General features: G+C 38.3%; 15 protein-coding genes. 14 read left to right on the top strand and 1 reads right to left on the bottom strand.

All coding sequences use genetic code 11. From position 1 onward, the window contains the following. Positions 1-293 precede the first annotated feature (293 nt). Positions 294-1,340: a ferredoxin--NADP reductase gene (locus tag PSF86_RS13140; RefSeq protein WP_277900536.1), complete on the bottom strand. Its 1,047-nt coding sequence runs from the start codon at positions 1,338-1,340 to the stop codon at positions 294-296. A 160-nt stretch (positions 1,341-1,500) separates the two neighbouring features. Between PSF86_RS13140 and PSF86_RS13135 the strand changes: the two genes are divergently transcribed. From PSF86_RS13135 to PSF86_RS13070, 14 genes are all read left to right on the top strand, one after another. After that, complete coding sequence (locus PSF86_RS13135) at positions 1,501-2,973, top strand: DUF5687 family protein (RefSeq protein WP_277900535.1); 1,473 nt, start codon at positions 1,501-1,503, stop codon at positions 2,971-2,973. Positions 2,974-2,977: 4 nt separating this feature from the next. Next, positions 2,978-3,700, top strand: a complete 723-nt coding sequence (locus PSF86_RS13130) for an ABC transporter ATP-binding protein (RefSeq protein WP_277900534.1) — start codon at positions 2,978-2,980, stop codon at positions 3,698-3,700. Between the two features lie 264 nt (positions 3,701-3,964). Beyond that, positions 3,965-6,511, top strand: a complete 2,547-nt coding sequence (porW, locus tag PSF86_RS13125) for a type IX secretion system periplasmic lipoprotein PorW/SprE (RefSeq protein ID WP_493559037.1) — start codon at positions 3,965-3,967, stop codon at positions 6,509-6,511. A 5-nt stretch (positions 6,512-6,516) separates the two neighbouring features. Next, positions 6,517-6,942, top strand: coding sequence for a bactofilin family protein (locus tag PSF86_RS13120; RefSeq protein ID WP_277900533.1), 426 nt, complete (start codon positions 6,517-6,519; stop codon positions 6,940-6,942). Then, a complete protein-coding gene (locus PSF86_RS13115) occupies positions 6,899-7,132 on the top strand; it encodes an AtpZ/AtpI family protein (RefSeq protein WP_277900532.1) in 234 nt (77 codons plus the stop codon). Before PSF86_RS13120 ends, PSF86_RS13115 begins: the two co-directional genes overlap by 44 nt. Before the next feature lie 9 nt (positions 7,133-7,141). Beyond that, positions 7,142-7,519, top strand: coding sequence for a DUF6168 family protein (locus tag PSF86_RS13110; RefSeq protein ID WP_277900531.1), 378 nt, complete (start codon positions 7,142-7,144; stop codon positions 7,517-7,519). A 126-nt stretch (positions 7,520-7,645) separates the two neighbouring features. Then, entirely contained in the window at positions 7,646-8,734 is a 1,089-nt protein-coding gene (atpB, locus tag PSF86_RS13105; protein WP_407933332.1) for a F0F1 ATP synthase subunit A, read from the top strand. Between the two features lie 36 nt (positions 8,735-8,770). After that, positions 8,771-8,962: an ATP synthase F0 subunit C gene (gene atpE, locus PSF86_RS13100; RefSeq protein WP_277900530.1), complete on the top strand. Its 192-nt coding sequence runs from the start codon at positions 8,771-8,773 to the stop codon at positions 8,960-8,962. A gap of 83 nt (positions 8,963-9,045) precedes the next feature. Then, positions 9,046-9,546 (top strand): F0F1 ATP synthase subunit B, encoded by a 501-nt coding sequence (locus PSF86_RS13095; protein WP_277900529.1) that lies wholly within the window; start codon positions 9,046-9,048, stop codon positions 9,544-9,546. Positions 9,547-9,562: 16 nt separating this feature from the next. Then, entirely contained in the window at positions 9,563-10,114 is a 552-nt protein-coding gene (atpH, locus tag PSF86_RS13090; RefSeq protein ID WP_277900528.1) for an ATP synthase F1 subunit delta, read from the top strand. Positions 10,115-10,173: 59 nt separating this feature from the next. Further along, the gene (atpA, locus tag PSF86_RS13085) at positions 10,174-11,751 is read left to right on the top strand and encodes a F0F1 ATP synthase subunit alpha (protein ID WP_277900527.1); all 1,578 of its coding nucleotides are present in this window, start codon (positions 10,174-10,176) and stop codon (positions 11,749-11,751) included. A gap of 102 nt (positions 11,752-11,853) precedes the next feature. Next, complete coding sequence (gene atpG / locus PSF86_RS13080; RefSeq protein ID WP_277900526.1) at positions 11,854-12,717, top strand: ATP synthase F1 subunit gamma; 864 nt, start codon at positions 11,854-11,856, stop codon at positions 12,715-12,717. A gap of 336 nt (positions 12,718-13,053) precedes the next feature. Beyond that, complete coding sequence (locus PSF86_RS13075; protein WP_277900525.1) at positions 13,054-13,542, top strand: hypothetical protein; 489 nt, start codon at positions 13,054-13,056, stop codon at positions 13,540-13,542. A gap of 157 nt (positions 13,543-13,699) precedes the next feature. Further along, positions 13,700-15,178 (top strand): oligosaccharide flippase family protein, encoded by a 1,479-nt coding sequence (locus tag PSF86_RS13070; RefSeq protein ID WP_277900524.1) that lies wholly within the window; start codon positions 13,700-13,702, stop codon positions 15,176-15,178. The last annotated feature ends 58 nt before the right edge of the window (positions 15,179-15,236 follow it).

Genomic DNA, 15,236 nt, shown 5'->3' with positions numbered 1-15,236 from the left:
AATCAGGAAATTGAGCTGGTACATTACTTTTATTTAAAAATAATTAGCAACACATGTTGAATATGGCAAATCCTGTAAAATCTTTTTTTCAACTTGTAAGTGTGTATTTTTTGATTGTAAAATACCTACAAGGTTTTTAGGAAAAACCTTGTAGGAATATAACTCAATAGAGGTGTTGACGTTACTTCTGTTGAAATTATTTAATTGAACATGATATTTCCCTGCGGTCGAAAAGACTTCGGTGTATCTATACTTTTGCTATGGTTCCTCCCTTTAGGGAATGTAAGGTGGGGCTATACATCATCATAATCAATAGAAATGCTATCGGTGGTCGGGTGTGCCTGGCAGGTAAGGATGAGTCCTTCTTCTAGCTCGCTGTCAGTTAAGATCTGGTTTTTTATCATTTCCACTTTTCCCTCAGTGAGCCTGGCTACGCAACTACTGCATATCCCGCCCTGACATGAATAAGGGGCGTCTAAGTCTTCTTCTAAAACGGCATCCAGAACCCGCTTTTTTCGGTCCATGACAAATTCGGTTTCTTCATCATCGATTATGACTTTTACTTTTGTTTGTCCTTCAGCATTAATTTCGACAGTACTTCCATCATCAGAAGTCGTGAAAAATTCGGTTTTTACCATTTCCTTTTTAATGCCGTTCTCCAAAAGTGTTTCAGAGACCGTTTCGATCATGGCTTCGGGGCCGCATAAGTAAAAAGTGCCAAAAGGAGTTTCCTTGTGCTTGTTTTTTAGCATGTAATTAATGGTAGAGCGTTCAATACGGCCAAACAGAGCACCTTCTTCTTCCTCTTGGCTATATACGAATTGAACGGACAACCTGCTTGGGAATTTTGTTAGAAGCTCAGTAATTTGTTTATGGAACATGGTTTCTTTCAATGTTTTGTTTCCATAAACCAGTAAAAATTTTTGATCGGTAGTATTAAGCACGTCTTTCATAATGCTCATAATGGGAGTAATCCCGCTCCCGGCCACAAAAGCGGCAATATTTTTGCCAGAATGTGCCTTGGTGTCAAAAGTAAAATGCCCTTCGGGTGGATAGACTTCAAAAGTATCGCCTACTGCAATGGTTTGGGCGAACTTAGAAAAGGTTCCGTTTTCCATTTCCTTTATACCAATGGAAAAGTCGGTGTTTTCTTTTGATGAACATATGGAATACGAACGACGGACTTCTTTTCCGTTAATTTCTTTTTTTATGGTAATATGTTGTCCCGGAACAAAGGAAAAAGTTTCCTTTAGGTCTTGGGGGATATTAAAAGTAATCACCACCGATTTTGGAGTGGTTTTTTCAACTGCTTTAACTTTAAGTGTGTGAAAATGAATCATTAAAAAAAATTTTTGCAAAAATAGTGATTAAAGCCCCGAATTGAAACCCGATTAAGAAAAATTTATACCTGAAAGTATTTTTCCTGATAAAATATCCATAATTTGTAACGCGATTAATCAATTCTGCACTAATGAATTAACGATAACCATTATCAAATATATGATTAAACACTTCTTTTCCCTTCAATGGAAATCATTTTTTAGGTCGGCTTCCTTCTCAAGCAACCTAGTTATAAAAATATTCATGGCTTTTTTTGCATTGTATATGATTGCCAGTTTTTTAATACTTGGTGGTAGTGCGTATTATTTAATTGAAGAAAAATTACAGCTCAACGCATTGGAGGTAATCAACCAATATTTATTTTATTATTTGGTTTTGGACCTTTTTATGCGGTATATGTTGCAAAAAATGCCCGTTGTAAACATCAAACCCTTGTTGTATTTACCTTTTGAGAAGGCTAAGGTCGTGCAATTTAGTTTGTGGAAGACCGCTATTTCTTTTTTCAATGTTATACATGCCTTTTTCTTTATTCCATTTTCAGTCGTCTTAATAATAAACGGATATCCGCCATTACAGGTTTTGGCCTGGTTAATGGCCATATATGCACTTTTGTACTGCAATAACTTTATCAATGTTTTTTTAAACGGCGTAAACGCAATCCTTTTTGTGGTATTTGGCTTTATTGTAGCTTTAGGCACATTGCAATATTATGCCATGTTTGATGTTACACAATATACACAGCCTGTATTTCAGTATTTTTACAGTGTTCCTTATCTGGCTTTTGTTCCCGTGCTGTTCATGGTTACATTGTATTATTTTGCATATAAATATTTTAAGGGGAACTTATACCTGGATGCCGGCCTGGCATTAAAACATCAAGAGGCAGCTACAGAAGATTTAAACTGGCTGAACCGTTTTGGGAGTATTTCTGTGTTTTTGAAGAATGACATTAAGTTAATTAAAAGAAACAAGCGCACCAAAACAACGGTGTTGATGAGCTTTCTCTTTATTTTTTATGGATTGCTGTTTTTTACCAATGCCGTAGAGGTCTATCAGGCGGCCCCGTGGCGGTTCTTTGCCGCGATCTTTATAACGGGTGGTTTTTTGTTTAGTTTTGGGCAATTTGTGCCGAGTTGGGACAGCGCTTATTATCCGCTTATGATGAGCCAAAACATCCGTTATCGCGATTATCTCAATGCCAAATGGTGGCTTTTGGTGGCCGCCACGCTTTTAACTACTATATTGGCATCTTTTTACCTTTATTTTGGGTGGGAAATATACCTTACCATCATAGTGGCGGGCTTATACAATATCGGGGTAAATTCATATATGGTATTATGGGGCGGGGCGTATGTTAAGACCCCAATCGATCTTACAAGCAACAAAAAAGCATTTGGCGACTCGCAAGCTTTTAATGCCAAGACGCTGTTGCTGACCGTTCCAAAAATACTAATCCCCATTATTTTATATTCCATTGGGCATTATGCAGTAGGACCGTTCCTTGGATATTTACTGGTAGTCCTCGCCGGGGTTCTTGGGTCTGCCTTTAAGGATAAAGTATTTAATAAAATTGAAAAAGTTTACAAAGCCGAAAAGTATAAAACCTTGGTAGCGTATAAACAAAAAAATTAAAAATATGATTGTTACAGAAAATCTTTCAAAAGCATATAATGGTACAACTGTACTTAATGTAGGAGCGTTGGAAGTCCCGACTGGACAGGCCTTTGGACTCGTGGGGAATAACGGAGCGGGGAAAACAACTTTTTTTAGCTTGTTGTTGGATTTAGTCCAGCCAACATCCGGACATATTACAAACAATGGCATTCAGGTCAATACCAGTGAAGAATGGAAACCTTTTACATCGGCTTTTATTGATGAAACATTTTTGATAGGATATTTGACTCCAGAAGAATATTTCTATTTTATTGGTGAGTTGCGCGGCCTCAACAAAGAAGATGTCAATGTTTTTTTGAATGGATTTGCCGATTTTTTTCATGGGGAAATTTTAGGCGGCAAAAAATATTTAAGGGACCTTTCCAAGGGGAACCAGAAAAAAGCAGGAATCGTAGCAGCTTTTATAGGCAAGCCTAAAGTAATTGTCCTGGACGAGCCTTTTGCCAATTTAGATCCGACAACGCAAATCCGGTTAAAGAAAATTATTTCGGCCTACAAAGAAAATGATGCGGTTACCGTGCTTATTTCCAGCCACGATCTATTGCATGTTACCGAGGTTTGCGAACGCATTGTGGTGCTCGACAAAGGGGCCGTTGTAAAAGACATTAAAACATCCCGGGCTACATTGCAAGAACTTGAAGGTTTTTTTGCCGAAGAGATTTTAAATGTACCCGGTGAAGATTAGTTTTTATGAACATTCATTAATCAAACAATGGCAGCCTTCTTATATGTGCCACCAGCTATTTTGAACTTTTTGTAAATCTCGTTTATCTTATGAGTTGCGTATTTCAAAATAGAGGTCTTCAGCAAAAGGGGTCGTTAAAACAGCAGCAGTACAACTTGAGAAAATAGAGGTAATAATTGCAGGAAAAAAAAGATAATGTATTTTTACCTCGTTTCAGCAATAAATAGCTAACTTAGAAGTTACTATTTAAAAACTAATACTTTTTTGTGTAAACATCTTAAAATACCAACCTGCTTGTTGCTTTTGCTGCTTGTCGCCATGGCGTGCTCAACAAAGAAAGACGCTTTTGTGAACAGGAATTTTCATGCGCTTAATACCAAGTTCAATGTTTTGTACAACGGTAAGGTGGCCCTGGAGAAAGGGCAGCAGGAACTCATTAACTCTTATGTGGACAATTATTGGGAAGTTCTCCCCGTGGAACGGATGGAAATCCGGGACGAAATCATAATAGACACAGCATTGCTGAACCCAAATTTTAGACGTGCCGAAGAAAAGGCCACAAAGGCCGTGCAAAAGCACGGGATGAACATTGGAGGGCAAGAAAGAAACCCGCAGATAGACGAAGCATATTTGCTCTTGGGAAAAGCCCGATATTACGACCAGCGGTTTGTTCCGGCCTTAGAAGCGTTTAATTATATCCTACGGAAATATACAGACAGCGATATTATTGTAGAAGCAGCCATTTGGAGGGAAAAGACCAATATCCGGATGGAGAACGAAGAAGTGGCCATTACCAACCTTAAAAAAGTGCTTCCGCTAGACATATCACCACAACAATATGCTGATGCATCGGCAATGATGGGGCAGGCATACATCAACCTAAAACAACCGGACAGTGCTATTTACCGATTAAAATTGGCCGCAAACACTACCAAAAACAATGAAGAAAAGGGCAGGTACAATTACATTATTGGCCAGCTTTACAATAATAAAGAAGTTATAGACAGTGCCAACATGGCCTTTGACAAGGTAATCGCCCTTAAGCGGAGAACCCCGCGCGTATATATGATGAATGCCTATGTTGAAAAAATTAAAAACGAGTACAAACGGGGCGAAGAAGATTCTACATTATTGGTATTACTTGATAAACTTGAAAAAAATCGTGAAAACAGGCCGTATCTGGGTAAATTGTACCGGCTGAATGCCATGTATTACCTGCAAAACGAGCAATTTGATTATGCACAATACTACTTAAACCAGTCCTTAAAACACACCGAAAATGATCCTTATTTAAGCGCATTGAATTACGAAAACCTTGCTACAATGTATTTCGACAATGCTTTGTACCAAGAAGCGGGCGCATATTACGACAGCACATTGACAAATGTGGATCCCAATTCTAAAAAATTTAGGGCGCTTACCAGAAAACGGGAGAACCTGGAAAGTGTTATTAAGTACGAAAACATAGCCCATAGAAACGATAGTATTTTATATGTTATAAGCTTGCCGGACGATCAAAAAACGGCGTATTACCAAAGGTATATCGACTCGATCAAACTGGTTGAGGAAGAGCGTCTGGAAAAAGAAAAAATTGCCCTGCTGAAACAAAACAGCCAAGGAAACGGAAGTCTGTTCGATAATAAAAACAGTGCTTCCGTAGATTTTTATTTTTACAATCCCACAAGCGTGCAATACGGCATTCAGGAATTTAGAAAAGTGTGGGGGAGCAGGGCACTGGAAGACAATTGGCGCTGGGACAGCAACACCACATCGGCCCAGGGTAATGCCATTATTGCCGAGGAAGGCCCTGCTGAAAATGCCAACTATTATTCGCTGGATTTTTACCTCGACCAACTGCCAAAAGAGGCAAAGGCCATTGATAGCATTCAAGCCGAAAACAATTTTGCCTATTACCAATTGGGACTGATTTACAAAGAGAAATTTCAGGAATACAAACTGGCGGCCGACAAACTGGAAAAAGTACTTAAAAACGAGCCTGAAGAGCGGTTGATATTGCCTTCTAAATATAACTTGTACAAAATATATGAGCAGTTGGGGTCGCCTTTGGCAGAGCAGTACAAATTGGACATTATTAGCAACCACTCATCGTCCCGATATGCAGAAATCCTGAAAAATCCGCAGGCACAGCTCGCCGATGATGGCTCAAGCCCGGAAGCTGTTTATGCCGCATTGTACAAAGGTTTTGAAAATCAACAGTATCAAAAAGTCATTTCTCAGTGCAATGAATATATTTCCCGGTATAACGGGGAAGATATTATGATGAAGTTTGAAATGTTGAAGGCATCGGCGAATGCCCGATTGTACGGATTTGAAAAATATAAAAAATCGCTCAACGATATTGCCCTAAATTACCCGAACTCCGAAGAAGGGCAAAAGGCACAACAAATAATAAATGAAACCTTGCCCGCAATAGCCGATTCAACTTTTAACATGGACGCCAATGCATCAAATAATTGGAAAGTTATTTATCCGTTTTCAGAAAAAGATACTGCAGGGGTTAATACGTTGACCAAAACGATAGACAAATCGCTAAAAGATTTAAAATACGACCATATTACCCATTCAGAAGATGTGTACAGCCCAGAAAGCATATTTTTGGTGATACATGGTTTTGATAGTCAGTTACATGCCGAAGGTTACGCAGAATTGCTAAACATTAACAAAGATTATTTGGTTGATAATGAGAAATTTGTAATTTCGTCTTCCAATTATAAAACGCTTCAAATACATAAAAACCTAGATGCGTATTTAACTGAATTTAAAAACAATAACCCGAATCTTAATAATTAGAAAAGATGTTTGCAGAATCTAAAAAAAACCGAATCGAGCCAGCTATTGGACAAACCAACCGAATAGTAGAAAACACAAAAATAAAAGGGGATTTTATTTCTGAGGCCGATATCCGTATCGATGGAGAACTTGAAGGAAGCATTACTGCCAAAGGAAAGGTTGTAATTGGCAGGGCAGGCAAAGTAAGTGGCCAGATAGACTGTATGAACGCCGATATTGAAGGGAAATTTGAAGGCGATTTAAAAGTAGAAAACGTCTTGAGCCTAAAGAGCACGGCATTGATAGAAGGCGATGTAATTGTTGGCAAGTTGGCCGTAGAGCCGGGCGCTACCTTTAACGCTTCGTGTTCCATGAAAGGGGCCTCTTTAAAATCAGTCAAAGAAGAAAATGCAGGAAAAGAACAACAAAAAGCCAACGAAAAATCAGCTTAAAAACTTTGCGGTATTTTCTGGAATAGCCATACAAATGGGAGTTACTATTTTCCTTTTTGTTTACCTCGGGAAATGGCTCGACGGCAAATACAATAACGGAGAGAAACTGTATTTAATAATATTTACACTGCTGGGACTGGCATTGTCTATTTATGTGGTTATAAAACAATTAAATAGATACCAGAATTAAAGCTATTTCATGCAATCACTTTTATATCGATTTACGGCAGCGCTTATAATTGTTATGGGCGTTTCTTTTTTTGTACATGCTTTGATCCTGGATAAATTTTTTCCGGGCAATGCTATCAATAGCCTCGGGCTGGCCTATGTTGTTAATGGTGTGCTGGCAATGGTTATTTTCAGCGTTATTTATATCTTCAGAAAGAAATTATACTCACAAATAGGGTTTTTATTCTTGGCAGGGAGCCTCTTAAAGTTTTTAGTGTTCTTCCTTATTTTTTTGCCAATTTACAATGCCGATGGAACCCTTTCTAGAATGGAATTTATTACTTTTTTTATTCCCTATGCTTTTGCCCTTATAATAGAAACCATATCGGTTTCCCGCCTGTTAAAATAACGTGCTTTTACACAGCATTTTGTGTGTCTGTTAAGGAAGTTATAAATAAAGAGAAAAAATTGTTTTTGTTTTTCATTTAAAGCCTTACATTTGCACCGATTTTTAAGACACCATTATTTAAGTGATATGCAAAGAGAATTTACAGTAAAAATCCTTGCTTTTTTATTTTTTATGGCACCTCTTTTCGGAATGGCTCAGCATGAGCTTAATGGTAAAGGGGCAGAAGTGGGAAAAGATGATAAGCGCTCGTCTATTAAAGAGTTTATAAATCATCACTTATTAGATTCGTACGATTTTACGTTGTATACTGTAGATGAAGAAAACAACGAGCATGTTAGCTTGCCATTACCGGTTATACTTTGGGATGGTGGCCTTAAGGTGTTTTCTTCTTCAAAATTTCATCACGGGGAAGAAGTAGCCGAAGTAAATGGAGACTTCTACAAGCTATATCACAATAAAATATACAAAACCGATGCTCAGGGAGCATTAGAGTTCGACGATCACCATCACCCTACAAATGCAAAACCTTTGGATTTTTCAATCACCAAGAACGTTGTAACCATGTTGTTGGTTTCTATTTTAATGTTCTTGTTGTTTAGAGGGCTGGCAAAATCATACAGTAAAAACAGCGGAATTCCAACGGGAATTGGAAGATTTTTTGAGCCGTTGGTGGTTTTTGTAAGAGACGAAATTGCAATTCCAAACATAGGCGAGAAAAAATACAAGAAGTACATGAGCTTTTTATTGACCATTTTCTTCTTTATCTGGTTCTTGAACTTATTGGGGATGACCCCACTTGGAGTAAACGTGACAGGGAATATTGCGGTAACTTTTGGATTGGCGTTATTGACCTTCCTTATCACCACGTTTACGGCCAATAAAAATTATTGGGGGCATATATTTTGGATGCCCGGCGTGCCTAAGTTAATGAAAATCGTTTTGGCGCCCATAGAATTGTTGGGGGTATTCATTAAGCCCTTTTCGTTAATGATCCGTTTGTACGCAAACATGACGGCTGGCCACGTGGTAATCATGAGCATTATAGGTTTAATGTTCTTGTTTAAAAACTGGATAGGGAGCTCGTTGTCGTTTTCACTGGCTTTTGCACTGTCGTTGTTGGAGTTGCTGGTTGCAGCATTGCAGGCATACATATTTACAATGCTTTCAGCCTTGTATTTTGGGATGGCCAACGAAGAGCATCACGACGACCATTAATAAATATTGAATGTTTAATTTTTAATACATATAATTATGAACATCCCAGAAATCGTAGGAGCTGGTTTAATCGTTATCGGTGCTGGTTTAGGTATCGGTAGAATCGGTGGACAGGCAATGGAAGCTATTGCACGTCAACCTGAAGCTTCAGGAAAGATCCAAACAGCTATGCTTATTGCTGCTGCACTTATTGAAGGTATTGGATTTGCTGCTTTGTTTGCGGCATAATAAAAAGCATCCGGTTTTAACGGTTGGTTATCACCGGGTGTTGTTTTAAAAATTGAATTAAACATTATTTTTAGAAGATAAAAATGGAAAAACTATTAGATCAATTTTCATACGGATTATTTTTTTGGCAATTACTTATATTGGTGGTGCTGGTTTTGGTTCTTAAAAAATATGCATGGAAACCTATTCTAAATGCGGTTAACGACAGGGAAGAAGGGATAAAAAATGCACTTGCATCTGCCGAAGAAGCGCGCAAGGAAATGCAAAACCTTCAGGCAGACAATGAAAAACTGCTCCAGGAAGCACGTGCCGAAAGAGAAGCAATGATAAAAGAAGCGCGTGAGGTTAAAGAGAAAATGATAGCCGATGCAAAAGGGGAGGCACAAACACAGGCCGATAAAATAATCAAACAGGCGCAGCAAACCATCGAAAGCGAAAAACAGGCGGCGGTTGCCGAATTGAAAAACCAAGTGGCTTCTTTGTCTGTGGAAATCGCTGAAAAAGTAGTTAAGTCAGAACTTTCATCAAACGACAAGCAATTAAAGTTGGTTGATGACATGCTGGAAGAAGTAACTTTGAACTAATCTGTAAGTTAAAGCAATGAGAGGTACCAGAGCAGGACATAGATATGCAAAAGCCGTTTTAGGCTATGCAAAAGAGCAAAACGCCCTTGAAGCTGTAGATAGGGACATGAAAGATATTTTTGCAACCATTGCCGGGAGCAAAGAGCTTCAAAACGTACTTCAAAGCCCCGTTATTAAATTAGCTGACAAAAAAGCGGTTGTAAAAGAGATTTTCTCAGGTTTGAATGCCGTATCGGTAGGCTTGATAGACGCACTAATAGAGAACAACCGTATAGATTTGTTAAAAATAGTAGCCGAAAAATACATCATCCTACACGATGAATTAAGAGGCGAGGAAGTAGCAATAGTAACCACGGCGGTTCCCTTGTCAAAAGAATTAGAGCAAAAGGTGCTTGCAAAAGTAAAAGAACTTACAGGAAAAAAAGCAACCATAAAAAATAAAATAGACGAAAGCATTTTAGGTGGTTTTATTTTACGGGTTGGAGATTTACAATACAATGCAAGTATTGCCAACCAGTTGAACAACTTAAAAAGGGAATTACAAAACTATACATACATTAACAATTAAATAAAAGGTAAGGTGTTTTTGTTTGTTTGAAAGCGCCTAAAATCTAAATACTAAATAAGATGGCTGAAGTTAAAGCGGCTGAAGTATCAGCAATATTGAAAAAGCAACTATCAGGATTTGAAGCAAAAGCTTCATTAGACGAAGTAGGAACTGTACTCCAGATAGGGGATGGTATCGCCCGTGTATACGGATTGTCGAATGCACAATACGGAGAGCTGGTTCAGTTTGAATCTGGCTTGGAAGGGATTGTACTTAACCTTGAAGAAGACAATGTAGGTATTGTACTTTTAGGGCCTTCAAAAGAAATCAAAGAAGGAGATACCGTAAAACGTACTCAGCGTATCGCATCTATCAAAGTAGGTGAAGGTATGGTAGGACGTGTTGTAGATACTTTAGGAAACCCAATTGACGGTAAAGGGCCTATTGAAGGTCAAACGTATGAGATGCCTTTAGAGCGTAAAGCACCCGGAGTTATCTTCCGTCAGCCGGTTAACGAGCCTTTGCAAACAGGAATCAAGTCGGTTGACGCCATGATCCCGGTTGGTAGAGGACAGCGAGAATTGGTAATTGGTGACCGCCAAACCGGTAAAACAACCGTTTGTATCGATACCATTATTAATCAAAAAGAATTTTACGATGCAGGTCAACCTGTATTCTGTATATATGTAGCTATTGGGCAAAAAGCATCAACAGTAGCTGCCATTGCTAAAAATTTAGAAGATAAAGGAGCATTGGCCTATACGGTAATCGTTGCCGCAAATGCATCCGACCCTGCACCAATGCAGGTATATGCGCCATTTGCAGGGGCTGCTATTGGAGAATATTTTAGAGATACTGGCCGCCCGGCATTAATTGTTTATGATGATTTGTCGAAACAAGCCGTTGCTTACCGTGAGGTATCATTATTGCTTCGTCGTCCACCGGGACGTGAGGCGTATCCTGGAGACGTTTTCTTCTTGCACTCAAGATTGTTGGAGCGTGCTGCAAAAGTAATTGCCGATGATGATATTGCAAAGGGAATGAACGATCTTCCGGAATCTTTAAAACCAATTGTAAAAGGCGGTGGTTCGTTGACAGCCTTGCCAATTATTGAAACACAAGCTGGAGACGTTTCAGCATATATTCCAACCAACGTGATTTCCATTACGGACGGACAGATTTTCTTGGAGTCAGATTTATTCAACTCTGGGGTACGTCCTGCAATTAACGTAGGTATTTCGGTATCGCGTGTAGGAGGGTCGGCTCAAATTAAATCGATGAAAAAAGTGGCGGGTACATTAAAGCTGGACCAAGCACAATATCGTGAACTAGAGGCATTTGCCAAGTTTGGGTCCGATTTGGATGCGGCTACTATGAACGTTATCAGTAAAGGTAAGCGAAACGTAGAAATCCTTAAACAGGCACAAAACGATCCATATACCGTAGAAAATCAGATTGCAATAATTTATGCAGGATCTAAAAACCTTTTAAGAGACGTTCCCGTTGATAAGATAAAAGAGTTTGAAAAAGACTACCTGGAGTTCTTAAACGCGAAACACAGAGGCATATTGGATACTTTAAAAGCAGGGAAGCTGACCGATGAAGTAACGGACACACTTACACAAGTAGCAAAAGAGCTTTCGGCTAAGTATAAATAAGCCCTACTCAATCTCCCCTGAGGGGAGAAGATTGGATTGAATAGTTTTAATAATTAAAATGTTTAAGTCCGCTCCTTGAGAGAGGACTTAGGAGAGGCTAAAATGGCAAATTTAAAAGAAATACGAAGCAGGATTACATCGGTAGGTTCAACCATGCAGATTACCAGTGCCATGAAAATGGTATCGGCCGCCAAGTTGAAAAAAGCGCAGGACGCTATTACGGCCATGCGACCATATGCCGATAAACTTACGGAATTACTGCAAAGTTTAAGTGCAACTTTAGAAGGGGACTCCGGAAGTGTTTTTGCCGAGCAGCGTGAAATTAAAAGTGTTCTTGTGGTTGCAATAACTTCCAATAGGGGCTTATGCGGTGCGTTTAATACCAATATCGTAAAAGAATCCAATAGATTGGCCAATACGGTCTATGCTGACAAAAAGGTCAGCCTTGTTACCATTGGTAAAAAAGGGAACGATGTACTAAAAAAGAATCATTATATAACCCATAACAACAACGAAGTTTTTGATGATTTAACCTTCGAGCATGTTTCTGATATTGCAGAACATTTAATGGCGCTGTATGGCGAAGGGACATACGATAAAATAATATTGGTGTACAATCACTTTAAAAATGCAGCGACACAAGTTGTTAAAACGGAAGATTTTCTGCCAATAAAACCCATCGAGTCTGAAAATGCAAATGCAACAGCCGATTATATTTTTGAACCTTCAAAAGTGGAAATCGTAGAAACATTAATACCAAAGTCGTTAAAAACACAATTATACAAAGCCATTCGCGATTCATTTGCATCAGAACACGGCGCACGTATGACGGCCATGCACAAGGCAACAGACAATGCTGCCGAGTTAAAAGCAGAGCTTACGCTTACATATAACAAAGCGCGTCAAGCCGCCATTACCAACGAAATTTTAGAAATTGTTGGAGGTGCTGAGGCACTGAACAATTAGCGACTGATAAGGAGCAAATTTTTCCTTCCGAGGCACTGAACAATTAGCGACTGATAAGGAGCAAATTTTTCCTTCTGAGGCACTGAACAATTAGCGACTGATAAGGAGCAAATTTTCCCTTCCGAGGCACTGAACAATTAGGCGTTAGCCAAATTTTTCAATAAGAGCGGAAGTCTTAAATAATTAAGAAATTTTTCAGTAGAAATACCGAATCTAACTATATTCAAACCCTCGAAGGTTTTAAACCTTCGAGGGTTTTGTTGTTATTTAAATGAGTTTACAATTAACATCTGGCATCAATTTTGAAATCGTATCTTTAAAAATCAAACGCAACAAATGAAAAAAATATACAATATAATTATAGGGATCAGCATTGTTTTTGGGTTTTCGAAGTGTGGAACATCGCAAAAACTCATAGAAAACCCGCCATTTACCTTAAATGAAGTACATAAAGAAGCATGGACGACGGGCGACGATAAGGCCATAAAAGGAGAAAATATCTATATCACCCTTAAATCTGGCGAAGAAGTCATGTTGGACAGTATTTATTATAACAGCCAAGTAGCAAAACTTGAAAAGGTTAAAAGAGGGACGTATTTGGTATATATTGGACGCTTTACAAACCAACAACCTCCAGATATTGTTATGCATGCCGACCCCAAAAAAGAATTTGGCAACAAGCCACCAAAGCTTCCGGTAAAACCACCGTTTGAATTAAAAAAAGGCGAAGCTTTATTGAGTTACACCGAAAAAGGAAAAACCAATTATTATAAAATAACTAAAATGATATCGGCAACTCCCATTCATTATAAGGAAAGTCCATAAACAATTAGTATTTTCAGATTGAAGGTTTTTCAAATAGTTTAATTTTGTCAATGGCCTCAGGTCATATCAAATCCCGTTTAGCGAGTAAAAAACCAAAGCAACACTTTGCCAACTCTCTATAAATCGATACTTTTAGCGTTATAACACAAACACAACATTGGGGGCTTTACAAAAACTTTTTAAGCATACTTTTATTTATGGCCTGGCAACCGTTTTGCCACGGTTGCTCAACGTAACATTAACCCCGCTGTATACCGATAAACTCCCAACTTCTGCTTACGGGGTGTTTTCAAGCTTATATGTGTATTTGATGCTGGGGAACGTATTGCTTTCCTATGGAATGGAAACGGCGTTCTTTCGGTTTATGAACAAGAGCGAACGAAAGGCCGAAGTACAGGCAACGGCACTTACTTCTATTTTTATATCGTCTATAGTTTTTTTGATTGTTGGCTATTTAATGAGATACCAATTAGCTTCCTGGTTGGAATTTAGTCCCAATTTTATTGTCTACGTTATTTTAATACTGTTCTTGGACGCGCTTTGTGTTATTCCGTTTGCTTGGTTCAGGAATAACGAAATGCCACTTAAATATTCGTTTATAAGAATTTTAAATGTAATTATAAACCTATCGTTCAACCTGTTTTTCTTTTTGGTGCTCCCGATTTTGACAAAAGGAGACAAGTCTTCGTTTTTTAATGCATTGGTATTTGAAAATGAGATCCATTATATATTTATCTCCAATTTAATAGCCAGTTTTATAACGTTATTAATTGTTTTGCCGCTTTATTTTAGAATTGGATTTGACTTGGACAGCTATATATGGAGAAAAATGTTCCGCTATGCCTTTCCAGTACTTATTGCAGGCCTCGCTTTTTCTATAAACGAAGGGTTCGATAAAATAATGCTCAAATACCTGCTTCCCGAAAATACGGCAAATAGCGTTGTTGGCATATATGCTGCCTGCTACAAACTGGGTATGTTTATGACACTTTTTGTAACTGCATTTAAACTGGGCGTAGAGCCTTTCTTTTTTAGCAATGCCAACAAGAAAAATGCCAAAGAGATTTATGCCGATACCACCCTGTACTTTACCATTTTTGGCACCTTTATTTTTTTGGTGGTGGTAACCTATGCCGATGTTTTTAAATTGATATTGATTCCGAATGCCGATTATTGGGAAGCCCTATGGATTGTTCCGTTTATTTTGTTGGCCAATTTGTGTTTGGGAATTTATCACAACTTATCGGTTTGGTATAAGATTACCGATAAAACACGGTATGGTGCCTATATTTCGGTATTCGGCGCCTTGCTTACATTGGTTTTCAATTTTATTTTAATTCCCATTATTAGCTATAAAGGTTCGGCCATTGCAACCTTAATAGCCTATGCCAGCATGATGTTGCTTTCTTATTATTTCGGACAAAAAAATCATCCCATTCCATACAATTTGAAAAAAATAGTAGGTTACATGGGAATTTCAATATTGTTCGCGCTTCTGTCTTTTTATGTATTTGACCGAAACTTGATTATAGGAACACTATTTGTTTTAGTATTTTTGATGCTGATATATAAAATGGAACAAAACACACTTGTAAAGATTGTTAGGGCGTTATTAAAAAAGAATAATGACATATGAAATGCCCATAACTAAATTTAAGACACCAACCGGAATGATAATTAAGGGCATTCCATCT

The sequence above is a fragment of the Galbibacter pacificus genome (assembly GCF_029603165.1).
Lineage (GTDB): Bacteria > Bacteroidota > Bacteroidia > Flavobacteriales > Flavobacteriaceae > Galbibacter > Galbibacter pacificus.
This window is presented reverse-complemented; position numbering and strand designations above follow the sequence as displayed.

Bases quoted from the DNA above. Each gene is read 5' to 3' on its own strand.
- PSF86_RS13140 (WP_277900536.1), bottom strand. From the start codon at position 1,340: ATGATTCATTTTCACACACTTAAAGTTAAAGCAGTTGAAAAAACCACT.
- PSF86_RS13135 (WP_277900535.1), top strand. From the start codon at position 1,501: ATGATTAAACACTTCTTTTCCCTTCAATGGAAATCATTTTTTAGGTCG.
- PSF86_RS13130 (WP_277900534.1), top strand. From the start codon at position 2,978: ATGATTGTTACAGAAAATCTTTCAAAAGCATATAATGGTACAACTGTA.
- PSF86_RS13120 (WP_277900533.1), top strand. From the start codon at position 6,517: ATGTTTGCAGAATCTAAAAAAAACCGAATCGAGCCAGCTATTGGACAA.
- PSF86_RS13115 (WP_277900532.1), top strand. From the start codon at position 6,899: ATGCAGGAAAAGAACAACAAAAAGCCAACGAAAAATCAGCTTAAAAAC.
- PSF86_RS13110 (WP_277900531.1), top strand. From the start codon at position 7,142: ATGCAATCACTTTTATATCGATTTACGGCAGCGCTTATAATTGTTATG.
- atpB (WP_407933332.1), top strand. From the start codon at position 7,646: ATGCAAAGAGAATTTACAGTAAAAATCCTTGCTTTTTTATTTTTTATG.
- atpE (WP_277900530.1), top strand. From the start codon at position 8,771: ATGAACATCCCAGAAATCGTAGGAGCTGGTTTAATCGTTATCGGTGCT.
- PSF86_RS13095 (WP_277900529.1), top strand. From the start codon at position 9,046: ATGGAAAAACTATTAGATCAATTTTCATACGGATTATTTTTTTGGCAA.
- atpH (WP_277900528.1), top strand. From the start codon at position 9,563: ATGAGAGGTACCAGAGCAGGACATAGATATGCAAAAGCCGTTTTAGGC.
- atpA (WP_277900527.1), top strand. From the start codon at position 10,174: ATGGCTGAAGTTAAAGCGGCTGAAGTATCAGCAATATTGAAAAAGCAA.
- atpG (WP_277900526.1), top strand. From the start codon at position 11,854: ATGGCAAATTTAAAAGAAATACGAAGCAGGATTACATCGGTAGGTTCA.
- PSF86_RS13075 (WP_277900525.1), top strand. From the start codon at position 13,054: ATGAAAAAAATATACAATATAATTATAGGGATCAGCATTGTTTTTGGG.